Raw genomic sequence first — 23,029 nt, 5'->3', positions numbered from 1 at the left:
TATCGGTGTTTTACCTCTTTCCAAACCGCCCCATCCGGTCTATACGCGCGACTTCACGCGGGGTGACAGCCTTGGAGGCACCCCGCCCTAGCTTATGGAGAATTCAAATGGCTGGAGAAATTCCTGATCTTCACGCCCAAGTCCGGACGGGGACAGGCAAGGGCGCCGCTCGTCAGGCACGGCGCGACGGCATGGTACCGGGTATCGTTTTCGGCGGCGACGTCGATCCGCTACCCATCAATATTCCCTTCAACGCGCTGCTCAAGCAGTTGAAGGCTGGTCGCTTCAAGTCGACGCTGTTCAACCTGAAGGTCGAAGGCCATGACGACGTGCGCGTGATCTGCCGCGACGTGCAGCGCGACGTGGTAAAAGACCTGCCCACGCACCTGGACCTGATGCGCCTGCGCCGCACGTCCAAGATCAACCTCTTCATCCCGGTCGAGTTCCTGAACGAGGAAGAGGCACCGGGCATCAAGAAGGGCGGCGTTCTGACCGTTGTCCGCCCCGAGGTCGAACTGATGGTGACAGCGGGCGATATTCCCGAAAAGATCACCATCGACCTGGCCGACATGGAAATCGGTGACACCGCGACGATCTCGATGGTGGACCTGCCGCAAGGTGCCAAGCCCACGATCGACCGTGATTTCGTGATCGCCAACATCTCGGCCCCGTCGGGCCTGCGCGCCGCCGAAGACGAGGAAGACGGCGAAGAGACCGCAGCTGACGAAGTGCCCGCCACCGAGCAGGACGAAGACGAAAACTGATCTTTCCCATCTCGAGGGACAGTCTTGAACGGCGCGGGGCAATCCATCCCCGCGCCGTTTTTCAGTGTCAGGCCCCCTGGTGCAGCACCGTTTCGAACCCTTCGAAATCGGGCGGTCCGTCGATCACGCCCTCCATACGGTTGCGGCCCGCGTTCTTGTGGCTGCCGCGAAACTGGCTGGATGTCAGCCAGCCGCGAAAATCTTCTTCGCTGGCCCATGTCGCGTGCGAGATATAAAGGCGATGCCCGTCCTTCTCGGGCCCTTTCAACATTCTGAATTCCACGAATCCCGGCATTTCCGACAGCTTGCTTTCGCGTTCGCGCCAGATGGTTTCGAATGTTTCCTCCTGTCCGGGCAGCACCCGAAAGCGGTTCATCGCGATATAAGCCATGCAGCCCCCATTGTTGTGCCGCAGTTCATTGAAAACCCGCGCGCGCGTCAATATCCTTCACCGCGACAAAACGGCAGGAGCGCGCGATGCAGCTTTGGGTGGGTCTGGGTAATCCGGGCACGAAATACAGCCATAACCGGCACAATATCGGCTTCATGGCCCTCGAGCGCGTGGCCGAAGATCACGGATTCGCACCCTGGCGCTCGAAATTCCAGGGCCTGTTGACCGAGGGGCGGTTGGGCGCGGAAAAGGTGCTGCTGCTCAAACCCGAGACCTTCATGAATCTCTCGGGCCAGGCCGTCGGCGAGGCGATGCGCTTTTACAAGCTGACGCCTGCCGACGTGACGGTGTTTCACGACGAGCTTGACCTGGCCCCGGGCAAGGTGCGGCTGAAACAGGGCGGGGGCCATGCAGGCCATAACGGGTTGCGTTCGGTCCACGGCCATATCGGCGCCGACTATGCGCGGGTGCGGCTGGGCATTGGGCATCCCGGCCACAAGGACCGCGTGGCCAGCTACGTGCTGTCGGATTTCGCCAAGGCCGATCAGGACTGGCTGGAGGATCTGTTGCGCGGCATCGGGCGTGGCGCGCCCGACCTGGCGGCTGGGGAGGGGCCGAAATTCCTCAACGCTATCGCGCAGGCCCGGCCCGCACCGCAGAAAACCGCGCCCAAACCCAAACCCGAAAAGCCCGACGCGCCGGTCGCGGAACCGCAAGACACCCGGAACCCCATGCAAAAGCTGTTGGACAAGTTCAAGTAAGGCGACCCGCAGGTTCTTGCAGGACGCCCACCGGGCGGATGGCGCGCGCAAGGCCGCTTGGCCCCTTGCCTGATCTTGCGCGACGTGCTGCACTCTGGCGCATATCGAGGGGATGGATCATGCGCGCATTTCTGCGGATCATCGTTTTGCTGGTGCTGGCCGCCGTGCTGGTGGGGCTTTGGAAACGAGACGACCTGACGCGGCTCTGGGCGGTCAACTCGCTCTTTGCCGAGGGTCGCATCGTGCAGAATTTCTCGTCCATGGACAGGATGTTTCACAGCGCACCCCTCCCACGCGGTGATGGGCCGGTTTCGCCCCTGCCTCAGGGCACGGCGATGGTCCTGCCCGAGGGGGCCGAGGATTGGGTCGCAGATCGTGCCGTCACCTCGCTACTGGTGCTGCATGATGGCGATATCGTGCATGAAAGCTATAATCTTGGCACCGGCCCGGATGACCTGCGCATTTCCTGGTCGATGGCGAAAAGTTTCCTGTCGGTGCTGACAGGCATCCTGGTGGACCAGGGCGAAATCGATGACCTTGACGCGCCGGTGACGTATTACGCCCCCGAATTGGCGGGCAGCGCTTATGACGGGGCCAGCTTGCGTGACGTGTTGCAAATGGCCAGTGGTGTGGAGTTTGACGAGGATTACCTGGAATTCTCGTCCGATATCAATCGCATGGGCCGCGTTCTGGCCCTTGGTGGTTCAATGGATGGGTTTGCCCAGTCGCTGCAGGGGCGTCTGCGGCCGCCGGGCGAGCGCTGGCAATACGTCTCGATCGATACCCATGTTCTGGGCATGGCGCTGCGCGGTGCGACCGGGCGGCGTGTCACCGACATGATGGCCGAATACCTGATCGCGCCGTTGGGCCTGCAGGCAGACCCCTATTATGTTACCGATGCCTTCGGCACCGCCTTTGTCCTGGGCGGTCTGAACCTGACCACGCGCGATTATGCCCGTTTTGGCCAGATGGTGATGCAAGACGGCCAGTGGCAGGGCCGGCAGATCGTTTCCGCCGACTGGCTTGCGACAAGCACCGTGCCCTCGGCGCCGACCGCGCCGGGCGCCGAGCAATACGGATACCAGTGGTGGATCCCCGCCGACGCGGACGAGGGCGAGGTTTATGGACGCGGCGTTTACGAGCAATACCTGTATCTTGACCGGGCGCGCGGCGTGGTGATCGTCGTCACCGGCGCCGACGGCGCGTTTCGCGACGAGGGCCGGCATGATGCCAATATCGCCATGTTGCGCCGCATCGCCCGGGCCGCGACAGGAGGAGACTGAATGACGATCCGGAAAGAGCCACCCGTGAACGTGCTGAACGGCACGCTTGAACCATGTTCGACAGCTCCGCTGACAGGCTTTTTCCGCGACGGGCATTGCAACACCTGCGCCGAGGATACCGGCAGCCACACGGTCTGCGCCGAGGTGACGGCCGAGTTCCTGGCCTATTCGAAATATGTCGGGAATGACCTGTCGACCCCGCGCCCGGAATTCGGGTTCGAGGGGCTGAAACCCGGCGACCGTTGGTGCCTTTGCGCCGCGCGGTTCCTGCAAGCCCATGACGAGGGCTGCGCGCCCCGCGTTGACCTCTCTGCAACGCATATGCGTGCGCTGGAAATCGTGCCGCTTGAGATATTGGAACTTTACGCGACAGGCTGATCGGGCAACCTGCCCGCCCCGGGCCCATCATGCGGGAATTGGCAACAGCCGGCCCGGATCGATCCGGGCCGTTGTGGTGGCGTGTCAGTCGGCTTTGCGCCCTTCGGTGTCTGACATGTCAAAGCCCAGGAAATTGGCAACGGTCTGCACATCCTTGTCGCCGCGCCCGCACATGTTCATCACGATGATATGGTCGGCGGGCAGGTCCGGGGCGATCTTGGCCACATGGGCCAGGGCATGGCTGGGCTCCAGCGCGGGAATGATGCCCTCCATCGCGCAGCACAGCTGGAACGCCTCCAGCGCCTCCTTGTCGGTGATGCTGACATATTGCGCGCGGCCCGTGTCGTGCAGCCATGCGTGTTCCGGGCCGATACCCGGGTAGTCGAGGCCGGCCGAAATGCTGAACCCTTCGAGGATCTGGCCGTCATCATCCTGCAACAGGTAGGTGCGGTTGCCATGCAGCACGCCGGGCCGGCCGCCTGTCAGGCTGGCGCAATGCTCCATCTTCTCGTCCACGCCCTTTCCACCGGCTTCGACGCCGATGATGTTCACCGTCGGATCGTCGAGGAACGGATAGAACAGGCCCATCGCGTTCGAACCGCCGCCGATTGCCGCGATCACCGTGTCGGGCAGGCGTCCCTCGCCCTCTTGCGTGGCCAGTTGCGTGCGCACTTCCTTGCCGATGATCGACTGGAAATCGCGCACCATGGCCGGGTAGGGGTGCGGGCCGGCCACCGTTCCGATGCAATAGAACGTGTCGGCCACGTTCGTCACCCAATCGCGCAGCGCGTCGTTCATCGCGTCTTTCAACGTGCCCCGCCCGGATGTCACCGGGATAACCTCGGCACCCAGCAGGCGCATGCGGAACACGTTGGGCGCTTGCCGTTCGACATCGTGCTTGCCCATGTAGACCACGCATTGCAGGCCGAACTTGGCGCAAACGGTGGCCGTGGCCACGCCGTGCTGGCCGGCGCCGGTTTCGGCGATGATGCGTTTCTTGCCCATGCGGCGGGCCAGCAGGATCTGGCCCAGCACGTTGTTGATCTTGTGCGCGCCGGTGTGGTTCAGCTCGTCACGCTTCATATAGATCTTGGCCCCGCCCAGGTGCTGGGTCAGCCGCTCGGCGTAATACAGCGGGCTGGGGCGGCCCACGTAATGTTCCCAAAGGTCGTCCATCTCGGCCCAGAAGGTCGGATCGGTCTTGGCGCGGTCATATTCTTCCTGCAGCGACAGGATCAGGGGCATCAGCGTCTCCGAAACGAACCGCCCGCCGAAATCGCCGAACCGGCCCTTTTCGTCGGGGCCGTTCATGAAGGAATTGAAAAGATCGTCGGCCATCGTGGCGCTCTCCCACCTGCTAGGGCTGTCGTTATGTCGTTGGTTTAAAGGTAGGGTGCGTCCGGCGCAAGACGACCGTGAAACGCGGGCGCCACGCCCAGGCGCGGGCTATGCCTCGCCGCGTGCCGCCGCGACAAACCGCCGGATCAGCGCGGCATCCTTGACGCCCGGCGCGCTTTCCACGCCGCTGGCCACATCGACCTGTCGCGCACCTGTCAGGCGCACCGCCTCGGCCGCGTTTTCGGGCGTCAGGCCGCCCGCCAGCATCCACGGCTTCTGCCAATACTTGCGCCCCTGCAAGAGCCGCCAGTCAAAGGCCAGCCCGTTGCCCCCCGGCAGCACCGCGTCTTTGGGTGGCTTTGCGTCGATCAGCAACTGGTCGGCCACCGGGGCGTAGCTGTCGATCTTGGCCAGGTCGGCGGCCTCGGCGATGCCGATCGCCTTCATCACCGGCAGTCCGTAGCGGGCGCGGACCTGGGCGACGCGTTCGGGGCTTTCGCGGCCGTGAAGCTGGATCATGTCCAGGGCCACGTCGGCCACGATCTCGTCGAGCGTGGCATCATCGGCATCTACCACCAGCGCGACCTTGGCCAGCCCCACCGGGGCGCGCAGCGCAAGGGCGGCGGCGGAATCCGGCGCGACGTAGCGCGGGCTTTTGGGAAAGAAGTTGAAACCCAGGTAGGTGGCCCCGCCACTGGCACAGGCGTCCACGTCTTCGGGCCGGGTAATCCCGCAGATCTTTACGCGAATATCGGGCATTCCAGGTTCAGCCGGTCTTGTCGAGCATGGCCAGAACTTCGTCCTTGCCCTCGTCGGCCTTGGCCTGGCTGCGTCGCAGCTCGCGCTCCAGCTTCTTGATCTCGGCTTGTTTGCGCGCGGCGTCGGCGCGCTGCTTGTGCTCGCGTACCCATTCCCAGACAAAGCCCAGCAGCAGACCGGCCAGCACACCGCCAAATAGTACGATGAACAGCGGCACCTCGACCGAGTGTTCGAGGATAGCCATGCCAGGCACCCTGGCCAGGCCCTCGGGCAGGGTCGTCAATGTCACCATCGTACGATTGGCCAGTGCCAGAACGATCAGCACCGCGGCGATGACAGCCAGGATGGCATAGCGGATATAGCGCATGGTTTACTTTCCGTTCAGCCGGTCACGAAGCAACTTGCCCGTCTTGAAGAAGGGCACGTGCTTTTCCTCGACATACACGGATTCGCCGGTTCGTGGGTTGCGGCCTGTCCGCGCATCGCGATGTTTCACCGAAAAGGCACCGAACCCCCGCAGCTCGACCCGGTCGCCGCGCGCCATGGCATTGGTGATTTCTTCGAAAATCGTGTTCACGATCTTTTCTACATCGCGTTGATACAAGTGCGGATTTTCGTCTGCGATCTTCTGGATCAGTTCTGACCTGATCATGGAAATTCCCCCCGCGCATGACTGTGTCGCAGTTTCTAAGTTCCCCGACTATAGGCAGAAACGTGGCTCACGGAAATAGCTGCGCTGGGCCCTTTCGGGGGAATCTTGGGCCTTTGGCGCGATTTGGCCACCGCGGTGCCGATGCTTTGGGCAGCATTGCCACCCCGTCGTCGGCCAGCCCGAATGATGATTCGGCCCGCCCCACCCACGAAAAAGGCCCCGCGCGGAATGCACGGGGCCTTTCTTTATCTTGCAGCGGGCGCAAGGGCGCCCGGGGCTTACTTCTCGTCGTCGCCCTTCAGCGCGGCGCCAAGGATGTCGCCCAGCGATGCACCCGAGGCGGACGAGCCATACTGCTGCACGGCCTCTTTCTCTTCGGCGATCTCGCGCGCCTTGATCGACAGACCCAGGCGGCGGGTCTTGCTGTCCACGTTGGTCACGCGCACGTCGATCTTGTCACCCACCTGGAAACGCTCGGGGCGCTGCTCGGCACGGTCACGCGACAGGTCGGAGCGGCGGATAAAGGATTTCATGCCTTCGTATTCCACCTCGATGCCGCCATCCTCGATCGCGGTCACTTCGACTGTGATGATCGAGCCGCGCTTCACGCCACCCACGGCCTCGGCGAACTTGTCACCGCCCAGGGCCTTGATCGACAGGCTGATGCGCTCTTTCTCGACATCGGTTTCGGTCACGACGGCCTGGACCACGTCACCTTTCTTGTACTCCTGGATGGCTTCCTCGCCGCGCTGATCCCAGCTCAGGTCGGACAGGTGAACCATGCCGTCGATGTCGCCCTCGAGGCCGATGAACAGGCCGAACTCGGTGATGTTCTTGACCTCGCCCTCGACCTGCGTGCCCTCGGGGTGGGTTTCTGCGAACACTTCCCACGGGTTGCGCATGGTCTGCTTCAGGCCCAGCGACACGCGGCGCTTGGCCGGGTCGATTTCCAGAACCATGACCTCTACTTCCTGGCTGGTCGACACGATCTTGCCGGGATGCACGTTCTTCTTGGTCCACGACATTTCCGAAACGTGCACCAGGCCCTCGACGCCCGGCTCCAGTTCGACGAACGCACCGTAATCGGTGATGTTGGTCACGCGGCCGGTGTGCACCGAACCCAGCGGGTACTTGGCGCCCACCAGATCCCACGGATCGTCCTCGAGCTGCTTCATGCCAAGGCTGATACGGTGGGTTTCCTTATTGATCTTGATGACCTGCACCTTGATCGTCTCGCCGATCGACAGGATCTCGGACGGGTGGTTCACCCGGCGCCAGGCCATGTCGGTCACGTGCAGCAGGCCGTCGACACCGCCCAGGTCCACGAAGGCGCCGTACTCGGTGATGTTCTTCACCACGCCGTCCACCGTGTCGCCCTCGTTCAGCTTGCCGATCACCTCGGCGCGCTGCTCGGCGCGGGATTCTTCCAGGATGGCACGACGCGAGACAACGATGTTGCCGCGGCGGCGATCCATCTTCAGGATCTGGAAGGGCTGCTTGAGGCCCATCAGCGGGCCGGCGTCGCGCACGGGGCGCACATCGACCTGGGAGCCGGGCAGGAAGGCCACGGCGCCGCCGAGATCGACGGTAAAGCCGCCCTTGACGCGGCCAAAGATTGCGCCTTCGACGCGCTGATCGTCGGCATAGGCTTTTTCCAGGCGGTCCCATGCTTCTTCGCGGCGGGCCATCTCGCGCGAGATGACGGCTTCACCGCGGGAGTTCTCGGCCGCGCGCAGGTAGACTTCAACCTCGTCACCGACCTCGATTTCGGGCACTTCGCCTGGATTTGCGAATTCTTTCAGCTCGACGCGGCCTTCCATCTTGTAGCCGACGTCGATGATGGCCTGGCCCGCCTCGATGGCGATAACCTTGCCTTTGACAACCGAACCTTCGTCCGGGGTGTCCATTTCGAAGCTTTCGTTAAGGAGGGCTTCGAATTCCTCCATCGATGCGTTTGCCATGTGGCGTTTCGTTCCTTTGCGTATCGATTTCACTGGCCGCGCGGTTGTCTCCGCCGGTCTTGGGGTTTCGTTGGTCAGACGGCTCACAAAGCAAAGAGGGCCGGAGGACGCCCGACCCTGCTCGTCTCTTTGGTTCGTGGCGTTGCCCGCCTTGTCGACGCGCGCGTTTTAGGCGTAAACGCGCCGCGACGCAAGGGGTTTGGCCTGTATTGCCTCAGCTCCGGGCCTCCGCCTCGGCCTCGGCTTCTGCAACGGCTTCCGCTTCGGCCTCGGCCTGCTCGGCCGCCCAGACGCCCGCCGCCTCGATGGTGACGGGGCTGGCGGTGGGCAGAACGCCGACATAGCTGTCGGTGTCTTCGACCGGCAGGGGCGGGCGCTGCGTGGTGCGGTAAAGGGCATAAAGCACGATCGCGCTGAACGTGCTGCCCAGCACCAGCCAAAAAGCTTCCGGCCCCAGAACCTGCATCGCCCAGCCCGTCAGCATCGGGCCGGCGATGGCGCCCAGCCCGAAGGTGAACACCAAGCCGCCCGAGGCGGCGGGCATGTCCTCGGCCGGCAGAAAGTCATTGGCATAGGCCAGGATCAGCGCGTAAAGCGGCGTTGTCACACCGCCCGCGAAAAAGGCCGCCGCCATAAGCGCCCGGATGTCGCCACCCGTCATCCAGCCCACCGCGCACGAACTTGCCCCCAAGGCCGCCATGCCCAGGATCAGCATCCGGCGATCGACCCGGTCCGACAGCCAGCCCACCGGGAATTGCAGCACCAGCGCCCCGGCAAACAGCATCGCGACGAACAGCGCCACCTGCGACGCGGTCATGCCCGTTTCAGAGCCGAACACCGCCCCCATGCCCGATTGCGTTGCATAGACGCTGCCCAGCAGGAAAATGCCGACGGTGCCCAGGGGCGAGTTGGCAAGCAACTGGCGCAGGGACATCGGGCGGGCGACCACGACCGCCGGGGCAGGGGTGACCGACAGCAGGATCGGCGCAAAGGACACCGACACCAGGATCGAGGCTCCGATGAACAGCGCCGCGTTGCCCGCGTCGCCCAGCGTCAGCAGCCCTTGCGCGCCGATGATCCCCAGGGTCTGCGCGGTCATGTAGGTCGCCAGCAGCTTGCCGCGCGTCTCGTTCGTGGCGGCGTTGTTCAACCAGCTTTCGGCCGCCACGTAGATGCCGGACATGGAAAACCCGATCAGGATGCGCAGGATCGTCCAGGCCCAGGGCTCGGCCAGCAGGGTAAAGGCGATCAGCCCCGCCGACATGAAACTGCCAAGCGCCGCGAAGACCCGCACATGCCCCACCCGCTGGATCAGAAGTGGCGTGATACGCGCCCCCGACAGGAAGCCCAGGAAATAGCCCGAGGTCACGACCGACAGTTCCCCCGCCGAGAACCCCTCGATCCCGCCGCGCAGGCCGATCAGGGTGAAATGCATGCCGTTGCCCAGCATGATCAGAACGATGCCCAAAAGCAGCGCCCAGACATTGGTCAGAACCGAGATCATGGCGTGCATTCCCCGATGATGTTTGCGCAAACGTGTCTCATCCACCCCTTGGCACGCCGCATGGCATGTTTCGCGGCTGGTAACGCCGCATTGCAGCATTTTCGCGACATGCCGACATGCGCGAGAATCGGGTTGCCAATCGCACGGGCCATGCCAACCTGCCCCAACGCAGGGAGGAGACTGCAATGACCATTTACAAAAGCCCCTTTCCCGACGTGCCGCTGACGGAGCTGACGGTCACGCAACGCGTCTTCGCGGGGATAGATCCGGCGATGACACTCCTGGTCGACGGGCCCTCGGGCCGGGCCATGACCGGCGCACAATTCGTGGCGGCCGTTCAATCGCTGGCCGGCGGGCTGACGGCGCGCGGCTTTGGCGCGGGCCGCACCGTGGCGCTGATGGCCCCCAATATCCCCGAATACTGCGTGGTCTTCCACGCCAGCGCCTGGGCCGGCGGCACGGTGACCACGATCAACCCCACCTATACCGCGCACGAAGTGGCGCACCAGTTGAAGGATGCCGGCGCCGACCTGCTGGTGACCGTTCCGATGTTCGCAGACACCGCCCGCGCGGCCGCGCAGGGCACGGATGTGCGCGAGATCGTCGTGATCGGCGACGCGCCCGCCGGGTTCACGCCGCTGTCTGACCTGATGGGCGCGCCGCTGACCCGGCAGGCGCCGGTGGACGTGGCCGACCATGTCGTGGCGCTGCCCTATTCCTCGGGCACCACGGGGCTGCCCAAGGGGGTGATGCTGACCCATCGCAACCTTGTCGTGAATATCGACCAATGCCTGGAACCTGCGGGCCTGCGACCGGGCGAGATGACGGTGGCGTTCCTGCCATTCTTCCACATTTACGGGCTGCAAATCCTGCAAAACGTCTATCTCGCGGCGGGGGGCGGCCTGGTGACGATGCCGCGTTTCGACCTTGGCCTGTACCTGGAGCTTTTGCAGAAACACCGCACGCCCCGCCTGTGGATCGTGCCGCCCGTCGCCCTTGCGCTGGCAAAGCACCCGATGGTGGAGGGCGCGGATTTTTCCCATGTCGTACAGGTCAATTCCGCTGCCGCGCCGCTGGGCGCCGACGTGGCCGAGGCGATGGGCCAGCGGCTGGGCACCGCGGCCACGCAAGGCTATGGCATGACCGAACTCAGTCCCACGTCGCATATCTCGCCCGGTGGGCGGGGGCGGCCCGGGGCCTCGGGCGTCACCACCTCGAACACCGAATGCCGCATCGTCGACCCCGAAACCCATGACGATCTGCCCCCGGGCCGGGATGGCGAATTGTGGGTGCGCGGCCCGCAGGTGATGAAGGGATACCTCAACAACCCGAAGGCCACCGCCGAAACCATCGTCGAGGGCGGCTGGCTACGCACCGGCGATATCGGCCATTTCGACGAGGACGGATATCTTTACCTGACCGACCGGCTGAAAGAACTGATCAAGGTCAAGGGGTTCCAGGTCGCCCCGGCGGAGCTGGAGGCCGAGCTGCTGACCCATGCCGACGTCGCCGATGTGGCGGTGATCGGCGTGCCCGACCCTGACGCGGGCGAGGTGCCGATGGCATTTGTCGTGCCCCGTACCGGCGCCGCGCCGCCGAGCCTGCAAGCCCTGCAAACGCATCTCGACGCGCGGCTGGCCCATTACAAGCAGGTTCACCGCCTTGAAGTGGTCGAGGAGGTTCCCAAATCGGCCAGCGGCAAGATACTGCGCCGCGTCCTGCGTGACCGGGTCGGCGCCTAGCGCCGAATCGCCCGGCGTGATGGTGCAACCATCGGCCCTGGCCTTCGCCCGCCGAAACCAATCGCTAGGCCCGGCTTCAACCCGGCAACCAAACCACGCCCAAGATGTCGGCCGGGTTTCAGCCCGGCAACCAGGCAACCAGGCAATCCGGCCCCCGCCAACCCTGTCAGCCGTACCGCTCCGGCCCCACCCATTGCGCCTCGGAATAGCGGTCGCCATGCGCCCATCCGACCGGCAGCACCGCCTCGATCCGGGCAATGTCGTCGGCGGAAAGCTCCAGTCGCGCGCCCTGCACCAGTTCGCGGAAATGGCTGACCGATCGCGTGCCCGGAATCGGCAGCAGGTGGTCGCCCTGCGCCAGCACCCAGCCAATCGCCAGCGCGGCCGCAGGCACGCCCATCTCGGCGGCCAGCGCGCGAAAGCGGTCGGTCGCGGCCAGGTTGGCGGCGAAATTCGGCGCTTGGAAACGCGGGTTCACCTTCAGGAAATCAAGGCGCGCCACCGCCTCGGCAGTCAGCGGATGGTCGGTCAGCAGCGAGCGGCCAACGGGTGAGAACGCCACCAGCGCCACGCCCAGCTCGGCGCAGCTCTGCACCAGCCCAAGCTCGGGCTGGCGGGTGGCCAGCGAATATTCCGACTGCACCGCCGCGACCGGGTGCACCGCGTGGGCACGGCGTAACGAGCTTGGCGCGATCTCGGAAAAGCCGATGGATTTCGCCTTGCCCTTCTTCACCAGCGCGCCCAGCGCCTCGGTCGCCTCTTCGATGGGCATGGCCGCATCGCGCCTGTGGGCGTAATACAGGTCCACACAGTCGATCCCCATCCGCGCCAGGCTCTGGTCCAGCTCGGCCTCCAGGTGTTGCAGCGAATTGTCGAACCGCCGCTTGCCGTCGGCATCGCGGGTGATCCCGCCCTTGGTCGCGATATGCAGATCGTCGCGCACCCCCGGATTGGCCGCCAGCCAGGCGCCGATGGCGCGCTCGGACCGGCCCATGCCATAGACGTTCGAGGTGTCGATATGGTGCACCCCCAACTCCATCGCCGCATCCAGGATGGCGTAAGAGTTTTCCTCGGTCGTCGGCCCGTAGAACTCGGCGAAACTCATCGCCCCGATCCCCAGGGCCGAGGTGCTGGCCTCGCCGATCTTGCGCTTGGGCAGGTTCATTCCGTCTTCTCCTTCACTGCCGTTTCGACCGCCGCGATGGCCGTGGCCACCGCCGTATCGATATCCATGTGCGAGGTGTCTATCTCCACCGCGTCCTCGGCCGCGCGCAAGGGCGCGTCGGCCCGGCTCATGTCGCGCGCGTCTCGTTCCCTGACGTCGGCAAGAACGGTGGCGAAATCCGTCTGTACCCCCTTGTCGGTCAACTCGCGATGCCGCCGCTCGGCCCGCACCTCGGCGCTGGCGGTGACGAACAGCTTGGCCTCGGCCTCGGGGCAGATCACCGTGCCGATGTCGCGCCCGTCCAGAACCGCGCCGCCCGCGCGCCGGGCAAAGGCACGCTGGAAATCCACCAGCGCCGCGCGCACCGCGCCGATTGCGGCCACCTTGCTGGCTGCCTGCGCTACCTCGGGGGTACGCAGCGCGTCGTCTTCCAGGTCTTCGGCGCGCAGCGTCCGCGCGGCCTCAACCGGCTCTATCCCCGCCAGCATCCGCGCGCCGACCGCACGGTACAGCAACCCGGTATCCAGGTGGGCGAACCCGAAATGCGCGGCCACCGCGCGCGATACCGTGCCCTTGCCGGCCGCGGCCGGCCCGTCGATTGCAATGGTGAAGGCCATCGGCCACTCTCCTCGCGCTTCGCACCGGCCGTGGGGCGGTGCCGTCATGTCATTCCGGGCGCCCTTGTTCGCACAAAACCGGGCGGCTTCCAACAGCATCGGCGCCGGGTTCAGCCCTCGATCACTGCGCCCAGCTCGGCCATCAACGGGCCGAATACCGGGAAAGACGTGGCAATCGGCCCGCCGTCATCCACGGTCATCGGCGCGGTGCTGGCCAGCCCCAGCACCAGGAACGACATCGCGATGCGATGATCGAGATGGGTCTGCACGGTCACGCCGCCGGGCACCGCCCCGTGGCCACGGCCATGCACCGTCCACCAATCCTCGCCCTCGTCCACCGCGATACCCGCGGCGCGCAGGCCCGTGGCCATCGCGTCGATCCGGTCGGATTCCTTGACGCGCAGCTCCTTGACGCCCGGCATGTGGGTCTTGCCCGTGGCAAAGGCCGCCACCACCGACAGCACCGGGTATTCGTCGATCATGCTGGCCGCGCGTTCGGCGGGCACTTCGACCCCAGCCAGCGCGGGCGAGTAGCGCGCGCGCAGGTCTGCCACCGGCTCGCCGCCTTCCTCGCGCATGTTCTCGAAGGCCAGGTCGGCGCCCATTTCCTGCAAGGTGAAGAACAGCCCCGCCCGCGTCGGGTTCAGCCCGATATTGGGCACCAGCACATCCGACCCGGGTACGATCAACGCCGCGCAGACCGGGAAGGCCGCCGAACTCGGGTCACGTGGCACGACGATGGTCTGCGGGCGCAGTTCGGGCCGCCCTGTCAGGGTGATCACGCGGCCCTCGTCTGTCTTTTCGGTCACGATCTCGGCGCCAAATCCCGCCAGCATCCGCTCGGTGTGGTCGCGCGTCGCCTCGCGCTCGATCACCACGGTCTGGCCCGGCGCGTTCAGCCCGGCCAGCAACACCGCCGATTTCACCTGCGCCGAAGGCACCGGCACCGCGTAGCGCACCGGCACCGGGTTTTCGGCGCCCCGGATCGTCATCGGCAACCGCCCGCCCGCGCGCCCCACCGTCTGCGCCCCGAACAGCGCCAGCGGATCGGTCACCCGCGCCATCGGGCGCTTGTTCAGGCTGGCATCGCCGGTGAATGTCGCGGTGATCGGGCAGGTGGCCATCGCCCCCATGATCAGCCGCACGCCGGTGCCCGAGTTGCCGCAATCGATCACCCGGGCCGGTTCGGCGAAGCCGCCCACGCCCACCCCGTGCACGCGCCACGTGCCATCGTCATCGCGCGTCGCCTCGGCGCCCAGGGCGCGCATCGCGGCGGCCGTGTCCAGCACGTCCTGGCCCTCCAGCAGGCCGGTCACAACGGTCTCGCCCACGCTCAACGCGCCCAGGATCAGCGCGCGATGGCTGATCGACTTGTCGCCGGGCACATGGGCCACACCGCTAAGCGCGCCGCCCGCGCGCGAGGTCAGGGGAACTGCCGGACCATGAGAGGACATCGCACACCTCGTTCATCGTGTCGCGAAACCCTCTAGCGTGGCGCGGCCACGGCGTCCATTGCCCGTTGCGTCATCTTTCCGAAATTCACTCTGCCCGCGGCCAGCCGCGCGACCGCGCGGCACAGGGCCGAAGCCGCGCGAGGTTTGCATATTTACGGCGCCCATGAATATATCAGCGCAGGCGGATCACGTCCGGGCTGATCGTCAACATGTAGCCCTCGCGTGAGACATGGCGGATAAGAAGCTGGCTCAACAACTGGTTGCCCAGGTGGTCGCGCAGCCGCTTGATCCGCGTGGCGCCGGCCGCCTCTTCGCATTCCTCGGCCCGCCGCCCCGAGATTGCGGCCTCGAGTTCGACGCCGCTAATGATCTCGTCATCCAGCCGCGCTTCGCAAAGAACCGATAATGTTTCCAAGGCGTTATCGGTCAGTGAAAATTCCATGCTGTTGATCGACACCAGCTTTTGCGCGCGGTTCAGTTCCAGCGCGGTGATGTGCAGCCCGGCCCGCTCGATCTGCAAAAGGTGCTGGTTGAGCGCGGCGTTGGTCATCAGGAAATATAGCGATGACAGCAGCAGGCAAAAGGCCAGCACCAGCAGCACGAGGATGATCAGCCGGTAGGATGACAGGACCTCGGCAAAGGTGGTGCCGGATTGACCGAGAACCATCAACAGGTTGATTTCATTTGGGTTTACCAGCGCGTCATTCTCGGCGAAGATCTGCGCTACGCGATCGTTGAACACGTTGGCGTCGGGCAGGCTGACAAACATCACGACAGCCGCCACGACCAGCACCAGCAAAACGAAGCCACCCCCGGCCATCACCAGCCTGCCGGGCTGCGCCAGTGTTTTCTTTTCCGCCATGCTGCTGTTCCCTGCTTGCCGCTCGCAATCAACATACCGGCGCTTGCCCATTGCGTGCAATCGGTGTGACGCCACCGGCCGGGGCTTGGCAATTGCGCGCCCAAGAGCGAGTTTGGGCCGGAACAGGGGGCATGAGTCGATGCAAAAACACGTGATCGTCGTAGGCGCGGGCATTGTCGGGGTGGCCACGGCGCTTTGGTTGCAGCGCGGTGGCGCGGCGGTCACGCTGGTTGATCGCGATGGTCCGGCCGCTGGCGCAAGCCAGGGAAATGCGGGGCTTTTGGCGGCGGCAGCCGTGTTGCCCAATTCCGAACCCGGGCTGATCCGGCGCGCGCCCTTCATGGCGTTGAACCCGGACGCGCCCCTGTTTCTGCGCTGGTCCTACCTGCCGTTCATGATGCACTGGCTGGCCGGTTTCGCGCGGCGCTGCACCACGCGCGAGACCGCGCGCATCGCACAGGCGTTGGCGCCGCTGGTACTGGACAGTCTCGACCAGCACCGGGCCCTGGCCGCTGGAACCGGCGCCGAGAGGCACCTGGCTCCCTGTGATTACATTTATGCCTACAGCGACCGCGCCGCGTTGGAGGCCGCCGCGCCGGGGTGGGCCCTGCGGCGCGATCTGGGGGGTGCGAGCGACCGGCTGGAGGGCGCGGCGCTGGCCGAGTATGACCCGCTGCTGGCGCGTTTTGCCTGCGCGATGCGCATGGGCGGGCATGGGCGCATCAGCGACCCGCAGGCCTATGTCACCGAGTTGGCCCGGCATTTTGAATCTCAGGGCGGGCGCATTCTGCGGGCCGAGGCCACAGGCATCGCGCGCGAGGGCGCGCGTGTGGCCGGCCTGCGCACGGGCGAAACCGTGCTGGCCTGCGATGACCTGGTGCTATGCGCCGGGGCATGGTCAGGGCCATTGATGCGCGACATGGGGCTGCGTGTTCCGCTGGAAAGCGAGCGTGGCTATCATCTTGAGCTGTGGGGCGCCTCAACGGCCCCGCGTGCGCCCACGATGGTGGCGGCGGGGCAATTCGTCGTGACGCCCATGACGGGGCGTGTGCGCCTTGCCGGGATCGTCGAGCTGGGCGGGCTGCGCGCCGGTCCCTCCCGCGCGCCGCTCTCCATGCTGCGCCGCGCGCTGGCGCGCAATTTCCCCGAGCTGCGCTGGGACAGGCAGACCACGTGGATGGGCCATCGCCCCTCGACCCCAGACAGCCTGCCGGTGATCGGCCCCGTGCTAGGCCTGGCCGGGGCATGGGTGGGCGTGGGCCATCAGCATGTCGGGCTGACATCCGGGCCGGTCACCGGGCGCTGGCTGGCGCAGATGGTGCTGGGGCAGCGGCCCAATGTCGACATGGCGGCCTATGCGCCCGGGCGTTTCGCATGATCGCGGTGCTGCATTTCATTGCTGCGCATGGGCGTTGGGCGCTGGTCATGGGGTTGGCGGGCGGGCTGCTGTTGCCCGGGCTGTCCGCGCTGATAAAACCGTTTCTTCCACATCTCGTGGCGCTGCTGCTGTACCTGAACGCGCTGCGGATCGGGCGGCGCGCGGCGCTGGGGCGGCTGGCCGAGGCGCGGCAATCCCTGTGGCTGGTGCTGCTGCTGCAACTGGCCTTGCCGCTGGCGGCCTTGGTCGTGCTGGCCTCGGCGGGGTTGATGCATCATGGCTATGCCTTGGCGTTCCTTCTTATGCTGTCGGCGCCCGCGGTTACCGGGTCGGTCAACTTCACGATCATGCTTGGCCATGATCCGGCCCCGGCCTTGCGGCTGCTGGTTCTGGGCACGGCGCTGTTGCCGCTGACGGTGCTTCCGATCCTGTGGTTGGGGCCGGATGTGGGGGCGGGCGCGCAGGCGGGCGCGGCGAGCCTGCGCCTGCTTCTTGTCATCTTTGCCGCCGCCGCGGCTGGGTTTGCCACGCGCGAATGGCTGTGGCGCGCGCCCGACCCGCGCACGCTTGACGGGCTGAACGCCGTGGCGCTGGCGGTGATCGTTGTCGGGCTGATGGCGGCGCTGGGGCCGGCATTGCAGGCTGATCCGGGGCCGGTTCTGGCGCTGATCGCGGCTGTCATGGCGGTCAATTTCGCACTTCAGATCGCGGGGTTTGCCTTGTTTTCCGCGCTGCACCTGCCCGATCCGGTGGGCCCGGCCATCGTGGCGGGCAACCGCAATGCCGCGCTGTTCTTGATGGCGTTGCCGCCACAGGTGACCGAGCCCTTGCTGATCCTGCTGGGCTGTTATCAACTGCCGATGTACCTGACACCCATACTGATGACCCGAATTTACGGGCGGAAAGGAGCCTCACCATGACGCGCAGCGTGGATCTCAACGCCGATATGGGCGAAAGTTTCGGGGCCTGGAACATGGGCGATGACGCGGCGTTGCTTGAAACCGTGACCTCGGCGAACATCGCCTGCGGCTTTCATGCCGGCGATCCGGACGTGATGGCCGCCACCATGGCGCGGGCCCATGAAAAGGGCGTGGGGATCGGCGCGCATCCCGGTTTTCGCGATCTGGCCGGGTTCGGGCGCAACCGGATGCAGGTGCCGCACGCGACGCTGGCCAACGAGGTGCGGTACCAATTGGGGGCGGCGCTGGGCATGGCGGCCTCGGTCGGGGCGCGGGTGCGCCACCTGAAGCTGCATGGTGCGCTGGCCAACATGTGTACCGAGGATGAGGCGCTGGCGCGTGCCTGCTACCAGGCGGCGCTGTCGGTTGTGCCAGAGCTGACGATCATGGCGATCACGGGCACAGCGCAACAGCGTGCGGTCGAGGCGTTGGGCTGCAACTGGGTGGGCGAGATTTTCGCCGACCGCGCCTATAACGACGATGCAACGCTGGTGGATCGCCGGCAGCCCGACGCGGTGATCCACGACGCCGGCGAGGCCGCGGCGCGGGTCGTCGCGATGGTGCAGGAAGGCGCGATCATTGCCGCGAGCGGCAGGCGGATCGGGGCAAGGATCGACACGATCTGCCTGCATGGCGACACGCCCGAGGCGGTCGCGATCGCGCGTGCCGTGCGTGCGGGCCTGGAAGACGCGGGCATCGTGGTAGAGCGGTTCGCGATATGATACGGGGCGCGGGCAGGCTGGGGGCGTAAACCGCCAGCCCCCGAAATTGCTTGGCACGGTTGAGAAAAGAGGCGTTCGAATGACAAATAAAGCGCAAGTCAAGGTTGCCACGGCGGCCTACCCGCTGGACTGGTTCGCGGATTGGCGCGAGTTCGAGGCAAAGCAACGCGCTTGGGTGGCCGAGGCGGCCGAGGCCGGAGCCGATCTGCTGGTGTTTCCCGAGTACGGCGCGATGGAGCTGGCCTCGCTCGGGGGCGACAACGTGGCCGGCGACGTGCAGGGCTCGATCCGGGCGGTGTCCGAACGGGTTGACGAGATGAATGCGCTGCATGGCCGCCTGGCCAACGAGTTCGGCGTGCATATCCTGGGCGGCTCGGCCCCGGTCGAGGACGGCGCGCGGGTGGTCAACCGGGCACATCTTTTCGCCCCCTCCGGTGCCGTGGGCCACCAGGACAAGCAGATCATGACCCGGTTCGAGCGCGACGAATGGGGCGTTTCGGGCGGCGGGCCCTTGCGTGTCTTCGACACCCCGCTGGGGCGTATCGCGATCCTGATCTGTTACGACAGCGAGTTCCCGTTGCTGGCGCGCAGCCTGGTCGAAGCGGGGGCAGAGATCCTGCTGGTGCCCAGTTGCACCGAAGCGCTTGAGGGGTACTGGCGCGTGCGCATCGGCGCGATGGCCCGCGCGCTTGAATGCCAATGCGTCAGCGTCATGGCCTCGCTGGTGGGCGATCAGCCGCGCATCTACGCGGTCGAGGAGAACACCGGCCTGGGCGGCGTGTTCGGCCCACCCGACATGGGCTTTCCACCAACCGGCGTCCTGGCCGAGGGCAAGCTGGATGCGCCGGGCTGGACCTATGCCATGATCGACCGTGCCGCCATAGAGGCCGTGCGGGCCGATGGTCATGTGCTGAACATGACCCATTGGACCGAGCAGGCCGAGCGCCTGCCGCATATCGAGCGGATCACGCTGTAGGCATGCGTTTTTCCCTTGAAAATCGCCGCGAATGCGCCCATTTACTCGCTCGTCCCGCATCACAGGCGGGTCGCGCAATGAAGGAGAGACCATGGCCAAGGAAGAAATGCTCGAATTTCCCGGTGTCGTGAAGGAACTCCTGCCGAACGCGACATTCAGGGTCGAGCTGGACAACGGCCATGAGATCATCGCGCACACGGCAGGCAAGATGCGGAAAAACCGTATCCGTGTTCTGGCTGGCGATCGGGTTCAGGTGGAAATGACACCTTACGATCTGACCAAGGGTCGGATCAACTATCGCTTCAAGTAACGTGCGCCTGATCCTCGGGTCAGGCAGCCCGCGCCGACGCGAATTATTGGCGCAGATCGGGGTGGTGGCGGATGACATCCGCCCGCCCGATATTGATGAGACCCCGCACAAGCAGGAAGTGCCGCGCCCCTATTGCGCGCGCATCGCGCGCGAAAAGGCGCAAGCCGTGCCAGCGGCACCCGATGAACTGGTGCTGTGCGCGGATACCACGGTGGCGATGGGCCGGCGCATCCTGGGCAAACCCGCCGACGCGGCCGAGGCGGCAGTGTTCCTGCGCGCGCTCTCGGGGCGGCGGCATCGCGTGATCACCGCGGTTGCCTTGCGCCTGGGCGCGCGACTGTGGGAACGTGACGTGGTGACCACCGTGCAGATGAAACGCCTGTCGGACGAGGAGTTACGGGGCTATATCGCCACCGGCGATTGGCAGGGCAAGGCAGGCGGCTACGGTATCCAGGGCCCGGCCGGCGCGCTGATCCCGTGGATCAATGGCAGCTTTACCGGCGTCGTGGGTCTGCCGCTGGCGGAGACATCCGGGCTGTTGCAGGCGGCGGGCTACCCGCTATGGAAGGGCGCATGAAGGGACGGCAGATCATACTCGACACGCTCGACGGGCGCGAGGCCGCGGCCCTGATGGTCGACGGGCGGCTTGACGACCTCCTGGTCGATGGTGACGGGCCGCGCGTGGGCGCGATCTATCGCGCCGTGGCCGAACGCCCGATGAAGGGGCAGGGCGGGCTGTTCCTGTCCACGCCCGATGGCAAGGTCTTCCTGCGCCAGGTCCGGGGCGTGTCGCCCGGACAACGGGTACTGGTGCAGGCGACCGGCCATGCCGAGCCGGGCAAGGCCATGCCGGTGACACAGAAGATCCTGTTCAAAAGCCGCTATGCTATCGTCACCCCCGGCGCGCCGGGCCTGAATATCAGCCGCAAGATCCGGGATGATTCAATACGCGACCAATTGCTGGAAATCGCGCATGAGGTGATGGACGGCGAGGCGATGGGCCTGATCCTGCGGTCGTCTTGCGTGGACGCCGCGCCAGACGATATCGCTGCCGATATCGCGGCAATGGCCGACCTGGCGCGTGCTGTCATGGCCGATGACGCCGGCGAGATGGAGACACTGGTCGAAGGTGACGGGCCCCACGCGCTGGCCTGGCGCGACTGGACAGACCCTGCCGAGGTGATAACAGAGTCCGGCGGATTCGCCACTCACGGCGTGCTGGAACGCATCGATGCCGCGCGCAGCCCCCACGTGTCGCTGGCCGGGGGCGGGTCGCTTTACATCGAACCCACCCGCGCCCTTGTGGCGGTGGATGTGAACACCGGCACCGACACCACGCCGGCTGCCGCGCTCAAGGCCAATATCGCCGCCGCCCGCGACCTTCCGCGCCAACTGCGGGTGCGGGGCCTGGGTGGGCAGGTCACGCTGGACGTGGCGCCGATGCCCAAGAAAGATCGCCGCGCGTTCGAGACCGCCTTGCGCGCCGCCTTTCGCGCCGACGCGGTGGAAACCACGCTGGCCGGCTGGACACCGCTGGGCCATTACGAACTGCAACGCAAGCGCGAACGCCGCCCGCTCTCCGAGGTGCTGTCATGAGCTGCCCGATCTGCGGCAAGGACACCGCGCCGAAATTTCGCCCCTTCTGTTCGAAACGCTGCGCCGATATCGACCTGTCGAAATGGTTCAGCGGCTCTTACGCCATCCCCTCGGAAGATCCCGAAGACGTCGAGCGCGCCATCGAGGAAATCGAACACGAGATGGAACGCGCATCGCAAAAGCCGCATTGAGGCTGGACGCGGCGGGAAAAAGTCGGGTGCAGCGGTCAGCGGTCAGGGCCGTCAATCCACCGCGCGGATCAGCTTGCGTTCCAGCACGCGCAGCACGGTTTTCAACTCGTGCCCGCGCTTGAGCACCTGGCCGTCCATGCCGACCACCGTGTATTGGCCCTGCCTTTGTCGCAGCTTGGGGCGTTTCTCGATGCGGTAGATCGGATGTTCGGCGGTGCGGCGGAAGACGGAAAACACCGCCACGTCGCGCAGATGGGAAATGCCGTAATCACGCCATTCGCCCGCGGCCACCATGCGCCCGTAAAGGCCCAGGATCACGCCCAACTCGCGGCGGTCGAAAGCCACCTGCTCGGGGGCCGTTCGTGGCGGCATCGGTGGAGGGGTCTGAAAAGTCATGACGCCAGATTTGCGCCGCTGGCCGGATTAATCAAGCCCCTTGCCGCCAAAGCGCCGCATCAGCGCCCCGTCGGCAGGCGGCATCGGCGGCAGGTTCGGGCCGGGCTGGTCCCACCAGGCCTCGGCTTGCGGGGTCAGCCGGTGCCAGGCCCGCGCGACGGCGGCGCGCGGCGCCATGTCCCAACCGGGCAGCAATAGCGGCGCGGGAAGGTCCGGTAAACGCAGCACGATACGCCGCCAGCGATGAATCAACAGGGTGCGCGCCGCCGCGGCATCGAGCGGGGCCAGTTCTGGCGTCATCACCGCCTCGAGGTCGGCGCCAAGGGCGCCCAACGCGTCGCGATGCTCGGCCGAAGCAATGTCCGCCCCGATGCCCGGTGCCAGCGCCTCAAGCCGGCCCACAAGCCGCAGGCGCGCGGGCGGCGCGGGCCCGTCCGCCGGGCGCAGCGCCAGCCCGCCCACCTGCAGGGCCATCGGATCCTGGCTGTCCTCCAGGCTCAGCGCCCAGTCCGCCACCGGGTCCGGCGGCGGGGCATAGATCCGATGCGTCGCATCAGTGAATTTCGCACGACCCTCCGCGGTCAGCCGGTAATGGCTCAACCGGCCATCGCGCTCGCTTTCCACCCAACCATCGCGGCCCAGCCGCGACAGCGCGGTGCGCAGCGCACCGGGTTCCACGCCGATACGTCCCAGCAGCCGGTTCAGCCGGGCGGTCGATACCCGCCCGCCACGCGGCTGCACGCTGTCGCCGAACACGGTGATAACCAGCGACCAGACGCGCAAACGGCCATCGGCTTCAAGCGTTTTCAAAAGGGGGGCAAGCGGGTCCATGCCCCTGATTACACCGCGAAACATGCGGGGAAAAGATGC

At 65.9% G+C, this 23,029-nt stretch carries 26 protein-coding genes; 13 read left to right on the top strand and 13 right to left on the bottom strand.

Annotated elements, in window-relative coordinates; translation table 11 throughout:
• The first annotated feature begins 107 nt into the window (after window positions 1–107).
• Complete coding sequence (locus tag M8744_RS04970; protein ID WP_251410403.1) at window positions 108–764, top strand: 50S ribosomal protein L25/general stress protein Ctc; 657 nt, start codon at window positions 108–110, stop codon at window positions 762–764.
• Between the two features lie 67 nt (window positions 765–831).
• On the opposite strand, the gene hmuQ is transcribed toward M8744_RS04970, so the two are convergent.
• A complete protein-coding gene (hmuQ, locus tag M8744_RS04965; RefSeq protein WP_251410400.1) occupies window positions 832–1,155 on the bottom strand; it encodes a heme-degrading protein HmuQ in 324 nt (107 codons plus the stop codon).
• Window positions 1,156–1,241: 86 nt separating this feature from the next.
• Here hmuQ and pth point away from each other — a divergent pair, with 86 nt between their 5' ends.
• The 3 genes from pth (at window position 1,242) to M8744_RS04950 (ending at window position 3,577) form a co-directional block, all read left to right on the top strand.
• On the top strand, window positions 1,242–1,916 hold the full coding sequence (gene pth / locus M8744_RS04960) for an aminoacyl-tRNA hydrolase (RefSeq protein WP_251410397.1): 675 nt from the start codon (window positions 1,242–1,244) through the stop codon (window positions 1,914–1,916).
• A 119-nt stretch (window positions 1,917–2,035) separates the two neighbouring features.
• The gene (locus M8744_RS04955; RefSeq protein WP_251410394.1) at window positions 2,036–3,199 is read left to right on the top strand and encodes a serine hydrolase domain-containing protein; all 1,164 of its coding nucleotides are present in this window, start codon (window positions 2,036–2,038) and stop codon (window positions 3,197–3,199) included.
• Window positions 3,200–3,577 (top strand): DUF2237 family protein, encoded by a 378-nt coding sequence (locus M8744_RS04950; protein WP_251410391.1) that lies wholly within the window; start codon window positions 3,200–3,202, stop codon window positions 3,575–3,577.
• Between the two features lie 84 nt (window positions 3,578–3,661).
• On the opposite strand, the gene trpB is transcribed toward M8744_RS04950, so the two are convergent.
• The 6 genes from trpB to M8744_RS04920 form a co-directional block, all read right to left on the bottom strand.
• Window positions 3,662–4,915 (bottom strand): tryptophan synthase subunit beta, encoded by a 1,254-nt coding sequence (trpB, locus tag M8744_RS04945; protein WP_251410388.1) that lies wholly within the window; start codon window positions 4,913–4,915, stop codon window positions 3,662–3,664.
• Between the two features lie 108 nt (window positions 4,916–5,023).
• Window positions 5,024–5,674, bottom strand: coding sequence for a phosphoribosylanthranilate isomerase (locus tag M8744_RS04940; protein WP_251410385.1), 651 nt, complete (start codon window positions 5,672–5,674; stop codon window positions 5,024–5,026).
• A 7-nt stretch (window positions 5,675–5,681) separates the two neighbouring features.
• Entirely contained in the window at window positions 5,682–6,041 is a 360-nt protein-coding gene (locus M8744_RS04935) for a lipopolysaccharide assembly protein LapA domain-containing protein (protein ID WP_251410382.1), read from the bottom strand.
• A gap of 3 nt (window positions 6,042–6,044) precedes the next feature.
• On the bottom strand, window positions 6,045–6,326 hold the full coding sequence (ihfB, locus tag M8744_RS04930) for an integration host factor subunit beta (RefSeq protein WP_251410380.1): 282 nt from the start codon (window positions 6,324–6,326) through the stop codon (window positions 6,045–6,047).
• A gap of 278 nt (window positions 6,327–6,604) precedes the next feature.
• Window positions 6,605–8,287 carry a 30S ribosomal protein S1 gene (gene rpsA, locus M8744_RS04925; protein WP_251410377.1) on the bottom strand — a complete coding sequence of 561 codons (1,683 nt, stop codon included), beginning with the start codon at window positions 8,285–8,287 and terminating at the stop codon, window positions 6,605–6,607.
• 214 nt (window positions 8,288–8,501) lie between these two features.
• On the bottom strand, window positions 8,502–9,791 hold the full coding sequence (locus M8744_RS04920; protein ID WP_251411121.1) for an MFS transporter: 1,290 nt from the start codon (window positions 9,789–9,791) through the stop codon (window positions 8,502–8,504).
• 185 nt (window positions 9,792–9,976) lie between these two features.
• On the opposite strand from M8744_RS04920, the gene M8744_RS04915 reads away from it, so the two are divergent.
• Complete coding sequence (locus M8744_RS04915) at window positions 9,977–11,533, top strand: AMP-binding protein (protein ID WP_251410374.1); 1,557 nt, start codon at window positions 9,977–9,979, stop codon at window positions 11,531–11,533.
• A gap of 166 nt (window positions 11,534–11,699) precedes the next feature.
• Here the strand turns inward: M8744_RS04915 and M8744_RS04910 are convergent, their stop codons facing one another.
• The 4 genes from M8744_RS04910 to M8744_RS04895 form a co-directional block, all read right to left on the bottom strand.
• The gene (locus tag M8744_RS04910; RefSeq protein ID WP_251410371.1) at window positions 11,700–12,698 is read right to left on the bottom strand and encodes an aldo/keto reductase; all 999 of its coding nucleotides are present in this window, start codon (window positions 12,696–12,698) and stop codon (window positions 11,700–11,702) included.
• Window positions 12,695–13,315, bottom strand: a complete 621-nt coding sequence (locus tag M8744_RS04905) for a (d)CMP kinase (protein WP_251410368.1) — start codon at window positions 13,313–13,315, stop codon at window positions 12,695–12,697. The genes M8744_RS04910 and M8744_RS04905 overlap by 4 nt, the downstream gene beginning before the upstream one ends.
• A 110-nt stretch (window positions 13,316–13,425) precedes the next feature.
• Window positions 13,426–14,769 carry a 3-phosphoshikimate 1-carboxyvinyltransferase gene (gene aroA / locus M8744_RS04900; RefSeq protein ID WP_251410365.1) on the bottom strand — a complete coding sequence of 448 codons (1,344 nt, stop codon included), beginning with the start codon at window positions 14,767–14,769 and terminating at the stop codon, window positions 13,426–13,428.
• A gap of 172 nt (window positions 14,770–14,941) precedes the next feature.
• Window positions 14,942–15,631 (bottom strand): hypothetical protein, encoded by a 690-nt coding sequence (locus M8744_RS04895; protein ID WP_251410362.1) that lies wholly within the window; start codon window positions 15,629–15,631, stop codon window positions 14,942–14,944.
• Between the two features lie 139 nt (window positions 15,632–15,770).
• On the opposite strand from M8744_RS04895, the gene M8744_RS04890 reads away from it, so the two are divergent.
• The 8 genes from M8744_RS04890 to M8744_RS04855 all read left to right on the top strand — a co-directional run bounded on the left by M8744_RS04890 (window position 15,771) and on the right by M8744_RS04855 (window position 21,763).
• Complete coding sequence (locus tag M8744_RS04890) at window positions 15,771–17,009, top strand: NAD(P)/FAD-dependent oxidoreductase (RefSeq protein ID WP_251410358.1); 1,239 nt, start codon at window positions 15,771–15,773, stop codon at window positions 17,007–17,009.
• Window positions 17,006–17,929 carry a hypothetical protein gene (locus M8744_RS04885; RefSeq protein WP_251410355.1) on the top strand — a complete coding sequence of 308 codons (924 nt, stop codon included), beginning with the start codon at window positions 17,006–17,008 and terminating at the stop codon, window positions 17,927–17,929. The genes M8744_RS04890 and M8744_RS04885 overlap by 4 nt, the downstream gene beginning before the upstream one ends.
• Window positions 17,926–18,690: a LamB/YcsF family protein gene (locus M8744_RS04880; protein WP_251410354.1), complete on the top strand. Its 765-nt coding sequence runs from the start codon at window positions 17,926–17,928 to the stop codon at window positions 18,688–18,690. Before M8744_RS04885 ends, M8744_RS04880 begins: the two co-directional genes overlap by 4 nt.
• Before the next feature lie 79 nt (window positions 18,691–18,769).
• Window positions 18,770–19,666 (top strand): carbon-nitrogen hydrolase family protein, encoded by an 897-nt coding sequence (locus M8744_RS04875; protein WP_251410351.1) that lies wholly within the window; start codon window positions 18,770–18,772, stop codon window positions 19,664–19,666.
• A gap of 91 nt (window positions 19,667–19,757) precedes the next feature.
• Window positions 19,758–19,976 (top strand): translation initiation factor IF-1, encoded by a 219-nt coding sequence (gene infA, locus M8744_RS04870; RefSeq protein WP_043918791.1) that lies wholly within the window; start codon window positions 19,758–19,760, stop codon window positions 19,974–19,976.
• Window position 19,977: 1 nt separating this feature from the next.
• On the top strand, window positions 19,978–20,553 hold the full coding sequence (locus tag M8744_RS04865; protein ID WP_251410348.1) for a Maf family protein: 576 nt from the start codon (window positions 19,978–19,980) through the stop codon (window positions 20,551–20,553).
• On the top strand, window positions 20,550–21,572 hold the full coding sequence (locus tag M8744_RS04860; protein ID WP_251410346.1) for a ribonuclease E/G: 1,023 nt from the start codon (window positions 20,550–20,552) through the stop codon (window positions 21,570–21,572). The genes M8744_RS04865 and M8744_RS04860 overlap by 4 nt, the downstream gene beginning before the upstream one ends.
• On the top strand, window positions 21,569–21,763 hold the full coding sequence (locus tag M8744_RS04855; protein ID WP_251410343.1) for a DNA gyrase inhibitor YacG: 195 nt from the start codon (window positions 21,569–21,571) through the stop codon (window positions 21,761–21,763). The genes M8744_RS04860 and M8744_RS04855 overlap by 4 nt, the downstream gene beginning before the upstream one ends.
• Window positions 21,764–21,814: 51 nt before the next feature.
• On the opposite strand, the gene M8744_RS04850 is transcribed toward M8744_RS04855, so the two are convergent.
• Window positions 21,815–22,159, bottom strand: coding sequence for a DUF2794 domain-containing protein (locus M8744_RS04850; RefSeq protein ID WP_251410340.1), 345 nt, complete (start codon window positions 22,157–22,159; stop codon window positions 21,815–21,817).
• Window positions 22,160–22,186: 27 nt separating this feature from the next.
• Window positions 22,187–22,990: a PaaX family transcriptional regulator C-terminal domain-containing protein gene (locus M8744_RS04845; RefSeq protein ID WP_251410337.1), complete on the bottom strand. Its 804-nt coding sequence runs from the start codon at window positions 22,988–22,990 to the stop codon at window positions 22,187–22,189.
• Window positions 22,991–23,029: the final 39 nt, after the last annotated feature.

The sequence above is a fragment of the Lutimaribacter degradans genome (assembly GCF_023703375.1).
GTDB classification, from domain to species: Bacteria; Pseudomonadota; Alphaproteobacteria; order Rhodobacterales; family Rhodobacteraceae; genus Lutimaribacter; species Lutimaribacter degradans.
This window is presented reverse-complemented; position numbering and strand designations above follow the sequence as displayed.